Raw genomic sequence first — 17,238 nt, forward strand, 5'->3', positions numbered from 1 at the left:
GTGGCGCGTTAATTGACAACCCTGTTTGTGACTCGGCTGAACACGGTCCTGGGGCTCCAGTCGCGGCTCCGAACTTCGCGCCTCGATCGGCTCCGGGGCGTAATATCTTGCCTTTAAAGAAGATATTCTTCACGCGTGACGATCGCGTGGGGCCCGCTCCGGGTTCGCACATCGGTCGCTCCAGGAGCGGGGATCGAATCGACGGAGCCGGCGTTCGGGGCCGCGCCTGCGTCTGATCTGTCGCAAAACGAGTGGAATCTATGGCAACGGTTGCAACCCTGTCAAGGAAAATCGGACAGGATTTATCTCATCCCGGATGGCCTACAGTCAATTTGATTATTGAATATTAGTTGTATAATTCTTTGTTATACGCCTCGTGACTCGCTCGGCTGGGGGCGAACAACGTTTTTGGGAAAAGTGCTGGACAAGTGGGGCACGTGTGCGAATAATTGACCCGCTCGTTCGATTCCCTTTGCACAATTCGTGCACGTGTTCCACGGGTGCGGGATGTCCCAACCAGCGCGGCCGAGTGCGGACGATTACGTCGGCGGGTGGACCCCGGTCCCCCTGTGGCCGCGCCTCAATGAGTTGGTTCCCGACGACGCGACGTTCGTCACCAGCCCGTCCCTCCCCCCGAGTAGCACCTTCGTGGTGGACCTGGCGCCCCTCGGGGCCCCGATCGCCGGGTTCCCCGAGGACGCCGCGCAACCGCACACCCTGGTCGTGCGCCTGGACGGGACCGCGTGCACCTCGGCGGTCGTGACCCTCGTCGACACGGTGGACGGCGAAGACCGGTGGATCAAGTCCCAGTCCTACGACCTGCAGCCCGGGTTCCGGGACTACAAACTGACCTTGAGCTACCGGGAAGCTGCGGGAATCGAGGACTACTCGGCCCTGAAACTCATGGTCATGGTGACCGGGGGCGGGTCCAGTTGCAGTAGCAGCTCGTCCAGTAGTAGCTCGTCGCGCAGCAGCTCGTCCAGTAGTAGCTCGTCGAGTGGGAGCAGTTCGAGCGGTTCGTCGCGCAGCAGCTCCAGTGGTTCTTCACGCGGCAGTTCGTCGAGCGGGAGCAGTTCCGGGAGCTCGTCGGGCTCGGTGCCGACGTGTGCGGGGGTGAGCTCGACACTCACGTTCACAGCGTCGCCTGGTGGTTGCGGGATCCCCTCGGGCTTCACATTAACGAACCCTGGAAACGGCACGTGGGCCGGGGGCGCGACAACGGGGATGTGCTCACCGACTAAAGGCTTTATGGTCACGATCACTTGCGTGAATGGCGTGTGGTCGTACACTGCGGCCGATGGGTCCGTTGCCATGGGAACCTTTGTTCCTCAGAGCCTCAGCCCGTTCCACGGGGAATTCAGTTTTGTCGGGATGAATTGTTGCTCGGGTGTAACAATGCTGTGCACGATTACCGAGTGAGGGTGTGCGGTTGAGGAACGACGGCGTAACGAAAGGAAGAGTTAAAGCGAGACTATGTTACGCCGCGCCCGAGCTCCGCACATAGCGCCGCCGCAGAGGCTCTTTTTTGTTCCCGGTTTCTATTAACCTTCCGGAGCGAATTGCAGGTTCCGAGCCCGGCGGCTTTCGAACGGACGGGAGCCGGAACAGACAGGCGCCCGACCGATGTAGGCGGCTCGTTGCACGCCGCCGCTCTCCCTTGTGGCTTACCGCGAAGATACGCAAACTGGCGTGGTCGGAACCCGGCACGGAGCCGCTGGTGCAACCTCGTGATGTTAGGGGCGTGGGATGATCGGGGCCTTCGATCGGGTGGTGCTCATCAACCTGCGGCGCCGGCCCGACCGGCTGACCGCGTTCCGGGACGCACTCGAGCGGATCGAGTGGCCGTTCCCGGACCCGGTGGTGTTCGAGGCGGTCGACGGGGCCGAGGTCCCGGTGCCCGAGCGCTGGGGGGCCGGGGGCGGGGCCTGGGGGTGCATGCAGAGCCACCGCCAGGTGCTCGAGCGCGCCATCATGGACCGGGTCGGGACGCTCCTGGTGCTCGAGGACGACGCGTGCTTCCGGCCCGATTTCCGGGCCGCGGTGGGCGCGTTCCTCGCGGCCGTGCCCGGCGACTGGGACCAACTCATGCTCGGGGGCCAGCACATGGGAGCCGCGCCCCCGGTCGCCCCCGGGGTCGTCCGGTGCACGAACTGTCAGCGCACCCACGCGTACGCGATCCGCGGGCGGTTCCTGCGCGACCTGTACAGCCGGTGGTGCGCGGCGTCCGGGCACTGCGACCACGTCATGGGGCCCATGCAAGCCGGGTACCGGGTCTACGCCCCGGACCCGTTCCTCGTGGGCCAGGCCCAGGGGCCCTCGGACATCAGCGGGGCCCGGAACCCGTCCAAGTTCTGGGTCCCCCCGAGCGGGGACGAGTCGGTGGTGCTCGTGCGCGGGCCCCGGCACGTGGTCGCGGCCCTGCGCCGGCGCGGGCTCCACACCGGGTACGACCGGGACCCGGCCACGGGCGTCGACCGGGGCCTGATCCGCGCGTTCGCCGACCCGGACCCGGGTCCCGCCCTGCGCGCCTGGGTCGACATGATCGCCTGGGAGGTGGCCAACGGGAACGGGCGCGCGGGGGCCGTGTGGCACCCCCGGGCCACGCCCGAGGAACTGGGCCGCGCGGCCGGGCGCGGGGTGCGAGCGGTCGACGCCCCGACCCTGGACGCCGGGCTCCGGGGCATCCCGGAACTGGACCCGAAGGACCCGGAACTGGAACCGGTGGTGCTGCTCCGGGCCCCGCGCGAGGTGGCGGCCGAGCTCCGGGACCACGGGTGGCACACGGGGTACTGGCGCGACCCGGCGACCGACCTGGACAACGGGCTGCGCGAGCTCGTGGCGGGCCCGGGCGCGGGGCGGCGCGCGCGGCTGGGGCCCTGGTCGAGGTCCTGGCCGACGAGGCCGAGCAGATCCCCAACGGGGTCCCGGTCGTGTGGCACCCGGACGTCGGGAGCGACGAGTTGCGCGCCGCGACCGCGCGCCCGGTCCTCGAGGTCCGGGCCGCGCGCGCCGACGAGGCGCTGGCCCGGTGGCGCCGGGCCCGGGACCCACGTGACGAGCGGAGCACCGGATGAGCGGGATCTACTTGTACTGGGAAGGGGACCGGCGCCACTGGTACTACGACCTGTGCCTGGAGACGGTCCGGGCCCACAACCCGACGGCCCGGGTCCTGACCCGGCGGGACGTCGAGGGGGTGCTCGGGCCGCTCCCGCGCGAGCTCGACGACGTGTACGTCACGCACCGGGTCGACTGGATCCGCAAGGCGTTCGTCGCGCGCGCCGGGGGCCTGTGGTTGGACATGGACTTCGTGTGCCTCAAGCCCCTCGGGTCCCTGGTCGGGCTCGCGGCCGACTTCGACTACGTCGGGTTCCGGGAGTGGCACGGGTCCTGGATGGACAACTTCTTCGTGGCCCGGCCCGGGTCCGTGATCCTCGGGGCCGCGGCCGAGTACGCGCTCGGGCAGGTGCGCGAGTACGGGGCCAACATGGGCTGGCTCTCGGCGTCCACCGAGGCCATCGAGCACGCGTTCGCACGGCACCCGTGGTGCGCGTACCTGCAGATCCCGACGCACTTGGTGTCCCCGGTCTCGGTCATGGAGCCGCACTGGTTCTGCGGGGACCTCGGGGGCGACGACCTGGGCCAGTTCGACGTGTTCGGGTTCATGACCTCGTTCCACGGGCTCCGCGGGTGGCTCGAGGGCCAGACCCGGGACCAGTTCCTGTCGGGCCCCTCGCGCCTGGCCGATCTGGTCCGGAGGGCCCTCGCGTGACCGCGTTCTGGCACCTGTACGCGTTCGGGAACTGGTACGACGTTGCGGCCGAGCAGTTGCACTGCCTGGCCCGGGCCCGGTTCCCGGGGCCGGTGCGCGCGCACCTGACCGGGTCCGAGGTGGACGCGTTCGAGTTGCGGGCCCTGGCGGGCCGGTTCGGGGTTCCGGTCGAGGTCACCCGGCACCCGGAGAACCGGTTCGAGTACCCGACCCTGGCCGCGCTCAAGGCCCACTGTGACCGCGCCAACGCCGGGGAGAAAGTGCTGTACTTCCACACCAAGAACGTGACCGGGAAGGGACTGTACTACACGAAGTGGCGCTGGGCCATGATGGCCAGTGTGGTGGTCCCGTGGCGCGAGCGGGTCGCGGAACTGGACCGGTACGACACGATCGGGTTCTGCCGCAAGGGGAACGAGATGTACGCGGGCAACTTCTGGTGGGCCCGGGCCGCGTGGGTGCGCCGGCTCCCGGTCCCGGTCCCGTCCCCCGACCGGTTCCGCCACGAGACGTGGCTGTTCTCGGCCCCGGGATGAACGGGCTGTCCCTGGTCTGTGACGGCGGGGACCCGCACCTCGGGGGGTTCTACCCGAAGCACGGGAACCCGCACGAGCGGTACATCGAGTTCCTGGTCGCCCCGGCCCTCGCGCCCCGTGAGGCGCCCGGGGGGCCGGACCCGGGAGCGGGTGGCGTATGACGCTTGCCGGACCCCTCGCGCGCCCGTGCACGTGCGACAACCGGGACACGTGCCGGGTGTGCTACCTGTACCACACCGACCCGAGGTACCGGGCCCTGTGGGGCGACCCGGGCGCGCTGTTCGCGCCCGTGATGAGTGCCCGGGAGCGGGCGAAGTCGTACGCGCTGCTCGAGCGGGTCGACGCGGTTCTTCCCGGGCACGTGCTGTGCTGGGGCGCGTTACTCGGGTACGTCCGGTACGGCGCGGCCCTGCCCTGGGACGACGACATCGACGTGCTGTGTGTCGATCCCCCGTCGGTTCCGGAGTTACGGGGCCGGTTACCGGGCCTGGAGGTCACCGCACACGCGAACGGGAACGTGCTGGTCTTTGACCCCCGGGACCCGAAGATTCCCGGGTACCACCACGCGTTCCCGTTCCTGGAGCTCGTACCCGCGCGACTCGACGGCGAGACGGTCCGGGCCAACTCGGTTCACCATTCGGAAGAGAACGCGTTCCCGAAGGATCTGGTTTTCCCGGCGCGGCGCGGCACGTTCGGGGGCGTGACGTGCCGCGTGCCCAACAGGCCCGCGGAGCTCGCCGCGCACAAGTACGGGGAGCAGTGCCTGACGACCGCACTGCCCAGTCGCTGGAGCCACCGGCACGAGCGCCCCACCGGGTTCCCTCAGATCCGGTTCCCGCTCCCGCCGTACGTCGAGGATCCTTGAACCCGGTGGTTCGGTTACGCCCCGCCGAGCTTCACAGTTTACCACCGTGTGCATCATTTGTTTGCTCGAACTGACCGACCCGCGGTCCTCCGTTCAGATCCACTTTGGTACCTTGTCGATTTTTCCAAATTCGTTCGCTCAGAAATCCCAACGTGCGACAATTTAAGGGGTAATGTATGCCACTCGGAGCCGGCACGATCTGGTACATTCAAACGTCCGGGAGCGACACGGCCAACGGGGGCGGGTTCGACCCGGGGCAGGTCGCGGGCATGTTGACAGACGGGGTCGCCTCGAGCGGTACCGGGGCCTCTCCGGTGTTCACCTCGGCCTCCTACGCGTTCGCCTCTGGGGACGTCGGCGCGTGGGTCTACATCGCGAGCGGTACCAACTGGAACCCGGGCTGGTACCCGATCGCCTCCGTGAGCGCGGGCGCGGCAACCCTGTCGGCGGCGGCGGGCGCGGGGCAGAACGGGGGCACGCGGTACCCGACGACGTCCGCCGGGGTGGGGACCGTGGCCGGCCCGACCGGGGCCACATGGGCGATCGATTACTCCCGCGGGGCGACCGCGCGGATCAGCTACACGGACCTGGCGTCAACGGGGGCGGGGCTGACCGTGTCCAGTGCGGCGAACCCCATCGGCAGGCAACAGGTCGGGAACGCGATCGTCGTGACGGGCGGGACGAACTTCACCGCGGGCGTGTACGTGATCGCGTCGGTCGCCGCGGGCGTCGCCACGGTCGTGGGGCCGGGTAACATCACGTCCGGGGCGGGCACGGGCGGCACCGGTGGGCTCGGCGGGGCGTTTGCCTCGCCGGGCAAGGCGGGAAGCGTCCACGTCGCGGGGAACAACTTCTACATCCGGTCCGGGACGTACACGGTCACGAGCGCCTCGAACAACGTGGCGGGCGGGTGCCTGAGCGTCGCCGTCCAGGCGGCGAACGCGAACGCGGCGCGGATCGTGGGGTTCGGGACGGTGCCGGGGGATTACGGGGCCAAGCCCGTCGTGCTCGCGAGCGGGATCAGCTCGTTCACGCTCGTCACCGTGGGGACCGGGAACCGGATCGAGAACGTGACCGCCGACGGCGCGGGCTTGACGCAGAGCCGGGGCATCCAGGCGACGAACGGCAGCGCGTACAAGTGCAAGGGCCAGAACTGCAAGAACACGGCCATCTTCGGCGGCGAGTGCACCCTGTGCGAGGCGACCGGGTGCTCGGTCGCGGCGGCGCTGCTGCCGAGCCAGGGGCTCTTCTGCTACAGCCACGACAACACGTTTACCGGAATGGGCGTGGGGGCCAGTTCCGGGCTGATCGTCGGGTGCGTCTCGGTCAACAACACCGGGGCCAGTTCGCACGGGTTCGACTTCCAGTTCGGGACCGGCCACGTGACCGGGTGCACGTTCGCGAACAACGGCGGCGACGGGGTCCGGTTCAACGGGGCCGTGGGCAACGCGGGCGGCGGGCTGCTGGACAGCGTGATCTACGGCAACGCGGGCTGGGGGGTGAACGCGGGGGCCGCGTACGACCACTACCACGTGACGGGGTGCTACCTCGGGTCGAACACCGCCGGGCCCATCAACAACAACATCTCGCTGCCCAACCAGCGCCAGAACGTGACGCTGTCAGCGGACCCGTTCGTGGACGCGTCGGCACGCGATTATTCCCTGAACAACACCCCGGGCGGCGGGGCCCTGGTGCGGGCCAGCAGCGTCATGAACGCGTTCGCCGGCGGCACGACCTCCGGATTTAAGGACGGGGGCGCGGTGCAGCACCAGGACACGGGCGGCGGGGGCGCGTCGAACGCAGCTTACTGGTAGCGGAGACGCCGCACCCCCGTCGCAACGGGCCACGGTCCGACCGCTTCTCATGCGGGATGTGACCTCCGGGCGAAATCGCTCGGAGGCGCATTCCGCGCGGTCGACGACCGGTGCGGTCGGGTTGATGCGAGAGCACGCCTGACCGGTGGGCTCGCCCACCACGACCGCCCGGCTCGCGCACTCGGATTACGGCAGCCTCGAAAGCGCGGCCCCCAGATAGAATCGCACCCAACTCGGCTCCGGCCACGCGGCTCAGGTAACGATGCGAACCCATTTCTCGATCGGCTTCAGAAATAGCAGAATTTCAAGAAACTGATGCAGCGCCAGTTGTCCACGTACACTTGGTCGCGCTCTGGAGTTATCCCCGCACACCTGGTCGCGCCCGTTACGTACACTTGGTCGCGCCCGCCCGCCCGTTTCCGCGGGGGCTCCGCGTACACTTGGTCGCCCAAACCTATATACACCTTTATTTCTTCCGATAGTTGGGGCTTGTTTCGGTGGATACCGGGGATAACTTCTCTGACCGCGGATCGGTCGCGTCCCGTGTCATTCACGGCCGTGTGTGGTGACGTTCTGGGTTCGCGCCCTCGTCCGGGCACCGGAAATGCCCCTTCCCGTAGTGGAACGCTCGTCCCGGCTATCACCCTGCCCGCCCGTACCTTTCGCGCTTCTGTGGCCCGTTTCTGACTGATTGTGAAGGGCATTCCCATCCGAGTGAATTACCCGATGACCAACGTGTTCAAGCGTCCGCTTACCGGCGGCGGGCTGTGCTCGAGGGTCACGCCCTTCTCGTCCGCGGAAAGTCGCGCCTGCGGGTACACCGCCTGGACCTGCCGTAACGTCTCGAGGAACCGGCGCCGGAAGTCCCGGATCCGCGCGTACCCCTGACCGAACTGGTCGTACACCCCGGTCCAGGGAATGAACTGGGGCTTGCCCGCTGGCACCCGGTGCAGGCGCTGCGCCAGCCACGTGTACACGTCCAGGGCCAGGGCCGAACCCGACAGCGCGCCCACGGCCCGGCGGTCCAGCGGGACCGCGTGCCGCTCCAAACTCGCGAAATACTCGGCGCTCAATCGCACGGTCGAGGGCCAGAGCATGCGCTGGCCCGGCTCGGTCGGGTACCACAGGTCGAACGCGCTGACGATCTGAGTGTTGAACTGCACGGCCCGGCCGCCCTCGACCATGCCCATGCGCACCGTGGCCGCGGCCAACCGGGACAGTTGGTCCTTGAGGTGCCGCAGGTGCGGGCCGTTGACCGCGATCCCGAGGGCCCGCGCGAACGCGGTCATCGAGTCCTCGACGTCCACCACGGGCGAGCCCGTGCGGATCGCCTCGGTGGCCAGGTGGATGAGCACGAGCCGGGGCTTCTCCCCGTACGGGAGTCCCAGCCGGACGAAGTCCCCGGTTGCCGGATCGTACGCCGACCCGGCCTCGATCCGGAGCGTCGCCAGGCCCTGCTTGCGCTCCCACTCGCGTACCTCGTCGCCCGGATTGCCGTACGGGATCCCGCACTGGCACTGGACCGTGTGCAGGAAGTCGATGCGCTCGGGTCGCGCACTCATGATCGCACTCGCGGCGTCCAGGCGCTTGCGCTGGGTGCGGGTCAGGTGCAGGCCGTCGGTGAGCGCGCCCATGACCGCTACGGGATGTACCCGTGGGACCGGAGCCACGGTTCCAGGGCCTCTTCCAGGAACTCCTGGACCGAGTTCGGGATCTGACCGTCGAGTTGCCGGGTCAGGCTCGCGCGCTTGAGGGCGGCCACGTAGTCGGCCCGGATCCGGGTCGTGAGCGGGGCCCGCACCGGCGCCACCACCGCGCGTTCCACGGGCGGGATCGGGTGCTCGCGGCCCCCGAACACGAACTCCTTCTCGACCTGCGAGTCGTTCGCCGGGTGCGATTTTAATCCTTCGATCAGCGGACGGCGCTCGCTCATCCCCACCTCCTCTTCGCTTCGTGTTGCGCCACGTCGGCCGGCTTGCTCCGCCGCGTCTTTCGGGCCACCGCGTGGGGTAGCACCTCGCGGAACAGGGCCTCCATCTCGGCGGCCGCCTCGCGCCCCCGGGTGCCCATGCGCCACACCACGGTCCCCTGGCCCGGGGCGTCCGCGTAAATCTGCTTGAGCGTGAGCGCCGTCCGGGCCAGGGGCAACTCGAGGGCCGCGGCCGCGTCCTTCATGTCCTGGGTGAGCCGGTACCGCTTGCCCACCATCGAGAGCACGATCACCGCGTCCGGCTTGCCCTGGCGGATGTCCTGGGACTGGCGCAGCACGGTCGTGGCTTGAGCCAGGGCCCGGACCTCGAGCATGGACGCCTTGCACGGGACCAGCGCGAGGTCGGCCCGGAGCAGCAGCGCGCGGCTCGTCTCGGTGTTGCTCCCGGGCCCGTCGGCGACCACGAAGTCGGCCTCCTGGGCCAGTTGGGGCATGGCGTCGAGGATCGCGGTCGGGTCCGCGAACCGGACCGCGCGGATCCCGGGCGCGGCTTCGGCGACCCACTCGCTCGAGGATTCCTGAGCGTCGCAGTCGGCGAGCACGACCGAGTGCCCCTGTTCGGCCAGCCAGGCCGCCAGGTGCACCGAGATCGACGTCTTGCCGACCCCGCCCTTGGAGTTCGCGAGGACAATAATCATGCCCCGGACCGTAGCGCCGTTGTTGGCGCCTGGCAAGCGGGATGTGCGGCCCGACGACAGGTTTGTCGGCCGTGTGGCATTCCGGCAACACGGCCCGCCGGCTCGCCAGCCGGAGCCGCGGCCGGGTGGCGGGCCACCCGGTTGGAAAACCTGCCTGCCGTCTTGCCGGCAAGACGGCAGGCCAGCAAGACGGCTTGTCAGCAGGCCGGCCGAATGGCCGGCTGACAAGCCAGCAACCCGGCCGGTTGGCGTGCGACCCGGACAGCGGGCCGACGTGAAAGCCAGAAGGCCGTCATATCGGCTGGCCGGATGGCGAGCCGTCCCGTCGGCCGGCACGTAAGTCAGCGGACTGTCCAAACGAGTGCCCGGAAAGCCGACCGGGCGCGTTTCGCGGCGAAATTCGTCCTCAACGGAGTTGAGGGAAGACGTCTGAAAAACATTCTTATCCGCACCCAAATAACTCAGTTGACTGACTCATCGGCGGTACGTGGCACCGGGCCGGTCCCTTTCCACTCGTGGGAGCACGTGGAGGATCGGAGACGAAAGGGGCGTGGAGCGCACCGGTCACGGCGCCCGGAGCGAGCGGCTCGTACCAACAGCGTCGGCGCGCCGCGAAGTCACGGCCCGTGACCAATTCGATCCTGTATTCGGGCGATGTGTTCCGCGCACCAGTATCCCGCGCGAGCAACGGGCCAGTGCCCACGAGCCATTAAACGACCGTACCGTCCGCGACGCGCCCGTGTGCGTACCCCATCGAACCCCCGTACGCGTCGGCGCAGATCCATTTCGGTGGTGCCGGGCACGCGCCCAGGAATGCCATTACTCGCGCCCCATCCAGGTGCTCGTCCATCAGGCACCGTTCGTTGAACTCGTGCAATTTCTGGGGCCGGCACGCACGTTGCTCTAACCACCTCGGCCAAGCCAGCCGGGAGCACCCCGATCCAAAACGGAGAACCGATCATGGCCGATACCATTCGCGAGAAGATTGAGAACGCTGGCGAGGCCGTCAAAGACGCGGCGAAGAAGGCCGGCGAAAAGATCCAGGACGGGGCCGAAACGGTGGCCGAGAAGACCGCCGACGCGGCCAAGTCCGCGGGCCAAGCGGTCAAGGACGCCGGGCAGAAGCTGAAGGACAAGAGCGGCGCGTGAGCCGCGCACGCCGGTTCCCAACGCGGTCCGCCCCTCAATTCGGGCGGACCGTTCTTGATCCCACACAGGAGACACACCATGTCGGACATCAAAGATAAGGTCTCGAATGCCGCCCACGCCGTCGCCGACGCGGCCAAGAACGTCGGGCACAAGATCGCCGAGGGCGCGTCCGAAGCCGCGGCCTACGTGAAGGAGAAGGCCGGGTTCGGGTGCGCCGATACGGGCGAGAACCAAGGCGTGGCCGGAATCAAGGGGCACATGGAGGTGTACGCCTCCTGTGGCAAGAAGGTGGGCGTCGTCGATCACCTCGAAGGGAACGCGATCAAGTTGACCAAGAGTGACAGCCCGGACGGGCAGCACCACTTCGTGCCAACCGCGTGGGTGGGCCGGGTCCACGAGGACCACGTGCACCTGACCAAGAACTCGGCCGAAACCGAAAAGGGATGGAAGTCGGACGCGGCGGCGTGCGCGAGTTGCGCGGGCTGATGCCCGATCCGATGAACGCGACCCGACCCGCCTCCAATGGGGCGGGTCGCGTTCTTTGGTGGGACCGTTGTCAAATCGACTTTGTTCGGGGCGGCACGCCGCGTGCAAAGATCCGGGAGCGAACGGACGCCCCCACCCGAACAGGATGTCCCGATGAACGCCGCCAAAAAGACCCGCCGCAAGCAAGTCACCAAGCCCGTCACCGAAACGCTGCTCGAGTTGGCCTACTTCCTTCACGCCACCAAAGTCGTCGGGGTCCGCGCGGTAACAAGCGAGCCGCGCCGGCACCCGGCGCCGAAAGGGCAACGGTCCAAGGGTGAGGACTCATCGCTCGCGAGCTGACCGGTTCTTGTCCACGGGCCGGTCCCGTGGTGCCCGTTCCCGTGGCCGAGCACCGACAGCGCGAACAACCCGGTGAGACCGACCAGGAGCGCCGACAGCTCGCGCCCCATACCGGCGGCCAGCCCCTGTAGGATCCGCGTGACGTCCGCCGCCGTTGCCCCGGACTGTTGGGGCACCGCCACGAACGCGGCCGCGCCGACGGATACGAGGAGGTAGGTACGAACCCCCGCCGCCTTGCCCGCCTTCTCCCGGTCGCGCCCGATCAGCCCGCCCAGCACGGCGGCGATTCCCAGCCGTAACGCCAGTTGAACGGCCTGGACCGCCGACAGGTCCGAGAACTCCGTCACCACCCCGTCCACGATCGCGCCCATCGGTACCCCCACACGCACCGGTTCAAAACCTTCCGGTCCACCGCACGGCGCGCGCCGGGGTGGGAGGAATTACACGACACGGGGTCTTTCTTTCCAGCCGTTTCAAACTTTTGTAACGGACCAACGGACGTTGCATTCCCGAGTGCGGTTGTAATGAGAAGGACGTTGCCCGGAGATGATAAATCGGGCGCTATTTCTGGACCGGCAAAGCCGTGCGGATTATCACAAGCACCCGAAGCATTGTGTGTGTGGAACGCGGGTCGCTCCCGCGTTGTGTGAGGCCGAAGCCGCCCGTTACGAACGCGAGACGGTGTTCCCGACCGAACGGCGGTATAGTCGGGTAATCGCCCCACGCGAGGCTCACCTATGCTGACCGCATTCATCCTCATCGCCGGGCTTTCCGGCGCGGGCGACAAGGAGTTCCGGCCGTTCGTGTCCGGGGATATGGCACCCGACCCGGCCCCGGCGGCCGCGTTCGATAAGGTGCGCGACGGATTGACCCTGAAGGAGGCGGTGGCCCTGCTCGGCCCGGGCTACGTCCCCAAAACGTCCGGTACCGGGCACCTGCGCTGGACCTGTACCGACGGGCGCGAGTTAACCGCCTCACACGTCACCAACCCGAACGCAGTGCTGCGGACCACCGGGAAGGGAACCAAGGACGAGCCGTGGCTCAAGATGCGCGGTAAGGACGGGAAGGAACTCGCGCTCCCCGGGCGGGGCGATCCGCTCTACACGGACGAAGAGGCGGCCGTGTTCGCCGAGCGGCTGGCGGCCCTCTACGAGGCGGGTGCCGGGGGCAAGAGAAAGGTGCCGGAGTCGTGGGAGGGAATGGTGGCGGCGCTGAAGCTCGACGCGGACAAGCTGGGAAAGAGCTCGTTGAGTGTGGGGAACGCGACGGACTGGGTCCACATCCAGTTGAGCCCGAAGTACACGCTCGTTGCCACCTACGACCAGTTCAAGCCGAAGGCGGGGGCCCTGCGCCACCTGGAGATCACCCGTGACAAGCCGGTGAAGCCGAAATGAGAGCGCGGCTCGGTGGGCGCAACGCACCGCCCCCGAACCGTTCTTCTCGCACCAGGGCCGACCGGAGCCGACCCGCAACGAGGAGAGAGCCGTGATCCGCAAACTGATCCTGTCCGCCGTGCTCGCCACCGGGGCCGTCGCCGGTGTGGCGTCGACCGCAACCGCCGCTCCCGACGTGTTCGACCGCCACGACCGCCGCAACGTGCGGTTCGAGGTGCAGGTGCGTCACCGCGGGCACTGGGACACCTACGGCACCTACCGGGACCGGGACGATGCCCAACGCGTGGTGCGGATGTTGGAGCGCCAGGGGAAGGACGCCCGGATCGAAGTGGAACGCTGGTGAGCGGCGCAAAAAAGGACCAGCCGCGGACGGTTACGCTGTCGCCCATTCAGCGTGACTGTCGTGGCTGGTCTCAAGGAACTATACCCCACGGTCCCTGCCGAAATCAAACGCGCACGGAAGAAAAGTCGACACGAACGGGTCCCTCGTCAACTTCTCGGACACGGCCATGTGTTCAGTCGAGTCAAGCACCACCGCTTTGAACTCGATGCGATGCCAAGGGTTACGGCATTCGTGTGGGGAGAATTCACAGAGCGGCGCGCCGCGTGCTTTTAGGGCTCTCATCGCAGCAGCCGTTCGCCCAACATCGCCCTGATCGCCCAGCGGTTTCGCTTGCGATTCACCCGGTCCGCCCAGCGGGTTCCAAAACACCAGTGCTCCTGTTCCGGATCGCCCCCGGAACGCCGCCCGCACCGGGTGAGGCCGCCCTTGAGCCCGCCTCCCCGGTCCGGGCGGTTTCATTTCCGGTCCGCGTCTCACAGCGCCTGCTTCACCGTTGCCCGCACAACGCGGCCACTGTGGCTGGCGGTAACCGATCCGAGACTCGGTTACACCACACCGTTCAAACAATTCCGTCCGTGCCGCCGTGCCGTTCGGCGTCGGGCGGGCTTTATCAGTGGTATGAAGGCATCCTCTCTGCCGGCGGTGCTCCGCTCGCTCGGGCTCGCGGACTCGTCCGCCGAGTCGGACGCCGCCCTGCTCGGGCGGTTCGTCGCCGACGGCGATCAGTGGGCGTTCGCCGTCCTCGTCCGCCGGTACGCCCGCCTGGTGTGGCAGGTGGCCCGCACCCGCTGCCGCTCGGACGCCACCGCCGAGGACGTGTTCCAGGCCGCGTTCCTCGTTCTGGCCCGCAAAGCCGAGTCCATCCGCCCACCCGTCGCGCTCGCGGGGTGGCTGCACCTCACCGCCCACCGGCTCGCGCTGAGGGCCGCCCGCAAGGACCGTCCGTCGGCCCCGCTGCCCGGTGACACGTCGGTGTCGGCCGACCCGCTCGACACCCTCTCCGCCCGCGAAGTCCTCGCCGCGGTGGACGACGAGATGGCGCAACTGTCGGACGTCGAGCGCGCGGTACTGGTGCTGTGCGGCGTGGACGACTGCACCCTGGACGAGGCGGCCGAGCGCCTCGGGTGGACGGTCGGATCGGTGAAGGGGCGGTTGGAACGGGCGCGGGCGAAGTTGCGGGCCCGGCTCGACGCCCGCGGGCTGACCGTGCCGACGGTTCTCGTCGGGCTGATCGGGTGGCCCCCGGCGGCTATGGTCCGAGCGGCGGCCCTCGCGGCGGTCGGCGGTACCACCCGCCCGGCCGTCGCTCACCTCATCTCGGAGGGACGGACCTTGAAGGGGACGATTGCGAAAGCCGCTCTCACACTCGCCCTGGTCGGTGCGCTGCTCGCAATCGGCGGGTGGGGCGAGCGCCCCGTCCCGCGGGCGACCGCGGCTCCCGTGCCCAAGGGGCCGCCGCGGGAAACGCGACTGCTCGTGTGGGTCGGCGACAAGCCGGTCCTCCTCCGGCCCGACGGTACCGTGCTGGACGGGCCGGCCGCCGTCCCCGACGCCACCCTCCGGGTGATGACCTCGAACGCCGTCTCGTCGCCGGACGGCACGCGGGTGGTCTTCGCTGGCGAAACGGACCCACCCGAACCCGTTGACGATTCGAAGGGAGTGGTTGTGCGACGGGGCGTCCGGCTGCTGACGCTCAAACCCGGCGAGACGCCCCGAGTTGTGAAGCGATTCGGGGCATACGATCCCGTCTGGCTCGGCAGCGACCGGCTGGTCCTCTCCGGCCGCGAGTTGGCCGACGACGGCACCACCGGGGCGCTCAAAACGTGGGTGTACGACACGACCACCGGCACGCGGACGGCGCTGAAGGTGCCGGAGAAGTTCGCGGTGCGGGCCGTCAGCCCGGACGGCCGATCGGCCGTGGCGATCGACAAGTCGATCGCGGACGACCAGTACACCTGGTCGTGCCACCTGGTGTCCCTGGACGAGGGCAAAACCGTTCCGCTCCTCGGGGCCGATCACGTCATCCGCTCGCCGTTCCCACCCCAGTTCTCGCTGGACGGCGCCCGCGTGCTATTGTGGACGGAGCGAGTGGCCATCGACCCAAACAAGAAGATCGGGGGCATGTTGCGTGTGAAATTTCTTGGCCGGCAGCTCCTTGCGGTCGATGTGAAGACACGAAAGGCTGTCGTCGTCGCTGACGACAAGGACGGCGTGGGTCCGTTTGGGTGGCAGTGGTCGCCGGACGGGAAGCGGATCGCGTTCGTGCGACAGAAGTGGGACGCCGTGAGAGGCAACAGCCTCAAGGGAAGGAGCCAATTGTTCGTAACGGTGGTGGACGCCGACGGGAAAAATCCGAAGGATGTGTTCGAGACGCGGGGCAGTTTTGAGGACACCGGGCGAACAGGGGTGACGGCGGTGTGGTCACCGGACGGGAGGCGGTTGGCGGTCCTGCACCAGGAAGCGTGTGCGGACAAGAAGTACTCCGCTCGCGTGGTGGTGATGGACGCCGATGGCGGTCGCCCGTCCGAGGTGTATAAGGCCGGGGACACGTCGTGGGTGCTCATGGGTTTCGACTGGCGATGAGGCGGTTTCGCCCGATCGAAGTGGACTTGCGTTCGTCGTGTTTCGCGATTGTCACCGACGGACAGCCGGGCGCGTCCCCTTTGATCCACGCGGGACTCCTTCCAGCAACACGACGCTGTTCCGTACCACAACCAACTGCCCCTGTGGCGTCCGCCGAACTCGGTCGCCTGTGGGTGCTCCCCAATCGCGGCCGTTCCCTCGCTCGGGATGCGAGGAACGCGACCGAGGAGCCACTATTAACCGCCGATCGTACCCGGTGGGGCGGGCCGTTGGCCCGCCCGATGGGTGGTTACTTCATGACCTGTTCGGACAGCTTGCGGCCCTTGCGGTCGGCCTCGAGTTGGTGCATCACCCAGGTGTGCGCCAGGTCCAACAGCTTCGCTCCCGCGAGCAGGTCGTCGTGACCCAGACTGTCGGTCTCGCGCCACCCGTCGTCGGTCTTGTACCCGCGGGTAAGTTTGACCGAGTACCAGTTGCCCTTCTCGGCCGGGTTGCGCCAGATCGTGACCTGGAGTGCGCCAGTGCGGATCTTGTGTGCGGGTTGTGACATGAGGTTTCTCCTTCGTTGCGTTGTGGGGCCCGACCCTCGGGCCTTGTGGGACCGTGACCAGAACCGGGTCGAGCCGGGAGCGCAGCGCGGGTGCACGGACAATTACGGCGGGGCCGCGCAGCGGAGGAACCGTCATTGTCCTTGCGGCCCCCGGCGCCCGGTTCAGCGTCCCACACCAAAGACCCGAGGGCCGGGCCCGATGACGGCAGGAGAACACGGCCACTCCCGCACGCCCATCCGGTCGGATTCGGAAGCTCGCTCGCGGCGCGACACCGGATGCGCGGTGCTCGGGACCGCTTCACTGCGCGGTTGATCGAGGCGGGGTAATTAGGCCCGGCGTGCCGCGGGTGACGAGATGGAGCCGGGCGGAAATGAGGACGTAACCGGGCACCGGTTGCAACCGGTCGATGTCCCGGCCCGGTGCGAGGTAACGGTCCGCGCGTTGCGTGTGCTCGAACCAGAATGGAGCTACGAGGGTATCAGAACCCGTCGGAGTAGCGTCCTTGACTCTGTATAAATGGTTGCTGCGGACCGGGCGGTTCATCCCGCTGTACTATCCGCGGGCTTATAATCCCCACGTCATCAAGCGATCTTGCCGAAGAGCCCCGACCTTGCTTGCATAGGTGCGCTCTCGACGCCCGCAGCCCCGCGACACTGACACGTTCCTTCCGCCCGCGCAACACGTTCCTGATCGGAACCCGGAACGTACCGAAAAGCGGCCACTCGTTCGATCGAGCCGAAGTGAACGGCGCGCCTGGCTGCTACAAGGGCCTTCGGGCGCC

General features: G+C 68.1%; 17 protein-coding genes. 11 read left to right on the top strand and 6 right to left on the bottom strand.

Annotated elements, in window-relative coordinates; all coding sequences use genetic code 11:
- Positions 1-884 precede the first annotated feature (884 nt).
- The gene (locus tag VT84_RS38230; protein ID WP_157469286.1) at positions 885-1,313 is read right to left on the bottom strand and encodes a hypothetical protein; all 429 of its coding nucleotides are present in this window, start codon (positions 1,311-1,313) and stop codon (positions 885-887) included.
- A 1,461-nt stretch (positions 1,314-2,774) separates the two neighbouring features.
- On the opposite strand from VT84_RS38230, the gene VT84_RS07005 reads away from it, so the two are divergent.
- From VT84_RS07005 to VT84_RS07025, 6 genes are all read left to right on the top strand, one after another.
- Positions 2,775-3,074 carry a hypothetical protein gene (locus VT84_RS07005; protein WP_082839025.1) on the top strand — a complete coding sequence of 100 codons (300 nt, stop codon included), beginning with the start codon at positions 2,775-2,777 and terminating at the stop codon, positions 3,072-3,074.
- Positions 3,071-3,769 (top strand): hypothetical protein, encoded by a 699-nt coding sequence (locus tag VT84_RS07010; RefSeq protein ID WP_082839026.1) that lies wholly within the window; start codon positions 3,071-3,073, stop codon positions 3,767-3,769. Before VT84_RS07005 ends, VT84_RS07010 begins: the two co-directional genes overlap by 4 nt.
- Positions 3,766-4,302, top strand: a complete 537-nt coding sequence (locus tag VT84_RS07015) for a hypothetical protein (RefSeq protein WP_082839027.1) — start codon at positions 3,766-3,768, stop codon at positions 4,300-4,302. Before VT84_RS07010 ends, VT84_RS07015 begins: the two co-directional genes overlap by 4 nt.
- Positions 4,299-4,463: a hypothetical protein gene (locus VT84_RS38235; RefSeq protein WP_157469288.1), complete on the top strand. Its 165-nt coding sequence runs from the start codon at positions 4,299-4,301 to the stop codon at positions 4,461-4,463. Before VT84_RS07015 ends, VT84_RS38235 begins: the two co-directional genes overlap by 4 nt.
- Entirely contained in the window at positions 4,460-5,167 is a 708-nt protein-coding gene (locus VT84_RS07020) for a LicD family protein (protein ID WP_082839028.1), read from the top strand. The genes VT84_RS38235 and VT84_RS07020 overlap by 4 nt, the downstream gene beginning before the upstream one ends.
- 176 nt (positions 5,168-5,343) lie before the next feature.
- On the top strand, positions 5,344-6,981 hold the full coding sequence (locus VT84_RS07025) for a hypothetical protein (protein ID WP_082839029.1): 1,638 nt from the start codon (positions 5,344-5,346) through the stop codon (positions 6,979-6,981).
- A 719-nt stretch (positions 6,982-7,700) separates the two neighbouring features.
- Here VT84_RS07025 and VT84_RS07030 read toward each other — a convergent pair.
- Genes VT84_RS07030 through VT84_RS07040 form a run of 3 tightly spaced genes read right to left on the bottom strand, consistent with a single transcriptional unit; the run spans position 7,701 to position 9,609 of the window.
- Positions 7,701-8,615, bottom strand: a complete 915-nt coding sequence (locus tag VT84_RS07030) for a replication protein RepA (RefSeq protein WP_082839030.1) — start codon at positions 8,613-8,615, stop codon at positions 7,701-7,703.
- Between the two features lie 5 nt (positions 8,616-8,620).
- Positions 8,621-8,914, bottom strand: a complete 294-nt coding sequence (locus VT84_RS07035; protein WP_082839031.1) for a hypothetical protein — start codon at positions 8,912-8,914, stop codon at positions 8,621-8,623.
- Positions 8,911-9,609 carry a ParA family protein gene (locus VT84_RS07040; protein ID WP_082839032.1) on the bottom strand — a complete coding sequence of 233 codons (699 nt, stop codon included), beginning with the start codon at positions 9,607-9,609 and terminating at the stop codon, positions 8,911-8,913. Before VT84_RS07040 ends, VT84_RS07035 begins: the two co-directional genes overlap by 4 nt.
- Before the next feature lie 960 nt (positions 9,610-10,569).
- On the opposite strand from VT84_RS07040, the gene VT84_RS07045 reads away from it, so the two are divergent.
- On the top strand, positions 10,570-10,758 hold the full coding sequence (locus VT84_RS07045; protein ID WP_082839033.1) for a hypothetical protein: 189 nt from the start codon (positions 10,570-10,572) through the stop codon (positions 10,756-10,758).
- A gap of 78 nt (positions 10,759-10,836) precedes the next feature.
- Positions 10,837-11,244, top strand: coding sequence for a DUF2171 domain-containing protein (locus VT84_RS07050; protein ID WP_082839034.1), 408 nt, complete (start codon positions 10,837-10,839; stop codon positions 11,242-11,244).
- Between the two features lie 233 nt (positions 11,245-11,477).
- Here the strand turns inward: VT84_RS07050 and VT84_RS07055 are convergent, their stop codons facing one another.
- Entirely contained in the window at positions 11,478-11,957 is a 480-nt protein-coding gene (locus tag VT84_RS07055) for an MgtC/SapB family protein (protein WP_082839035.1), read from the bottom strand.
- A gap of 366 nt (positions 11,958-12,323) precedes the next feature.
- On the opposite strand from VT84_RS07055, the gene VT84_RS07060 reads away from it, so the two are divergent.
- From VT84_RS07060 to VT84_RS07070, 3 genes are all read left to right on the top strand, one after another.
- Complete coding sequence (locus tag VT84_RS07060) at positions 12,324-12,980, top strand: hypothetical protein (RefSeq protein ID WP_082839036.1); 657 nt, start codon at positions 12,324-12,326, stop codon at positions 12,978-12,980.
- Between the two features lie 91 nt (positions 12,981-13,071).
- A complete protein-coding gene (locus VT84_RS07065) occupies positions 13,072-13,323 on the top strand; it encodes a hypothetical protein (protein ID WP_082839037.1) in 252 nt (83 codons plus the stop codon).
- 618 nt (positions 13,324-13,941) lie between these two features.
- Positions 13,942-15,906, top strand: a complete 1,965-nt coding sequence (locus VT84_RS07070; RefSeq protein WP_082839038.1) for a sigma-70 family RNA polymerase sigma factor — start codon at positions 13,942-13,944, stop codon at positions 15,904-15,906.
- 289 nt (positions 15,907-16,195) lie between these two features.
- Here the strand turns inward: VT84_RS07070 and VT84_RS07075 are convergent, their stop codons facing one another.
- Positions 16,196-16,456, bottom strand: coding sequence for a hypothetical protein (locus VT84_RS07075; RefSeq protein WP_082839039.1), 261 nt, complete (start codon positions 16,454-16,456; stop codon positions 16,196-16,198).
- Positions 16,457-17,238: the final 782 nt, after the last annotated feature.

This window comes from Gemmata sp. SH-PL17 (assembly GCF_001610855.1).
GTDB lineage: Bacteria > Planctomycetota > Planctomycetia > Gemmatales > Gemmataceae > Gemmata > Gemmata massiliana.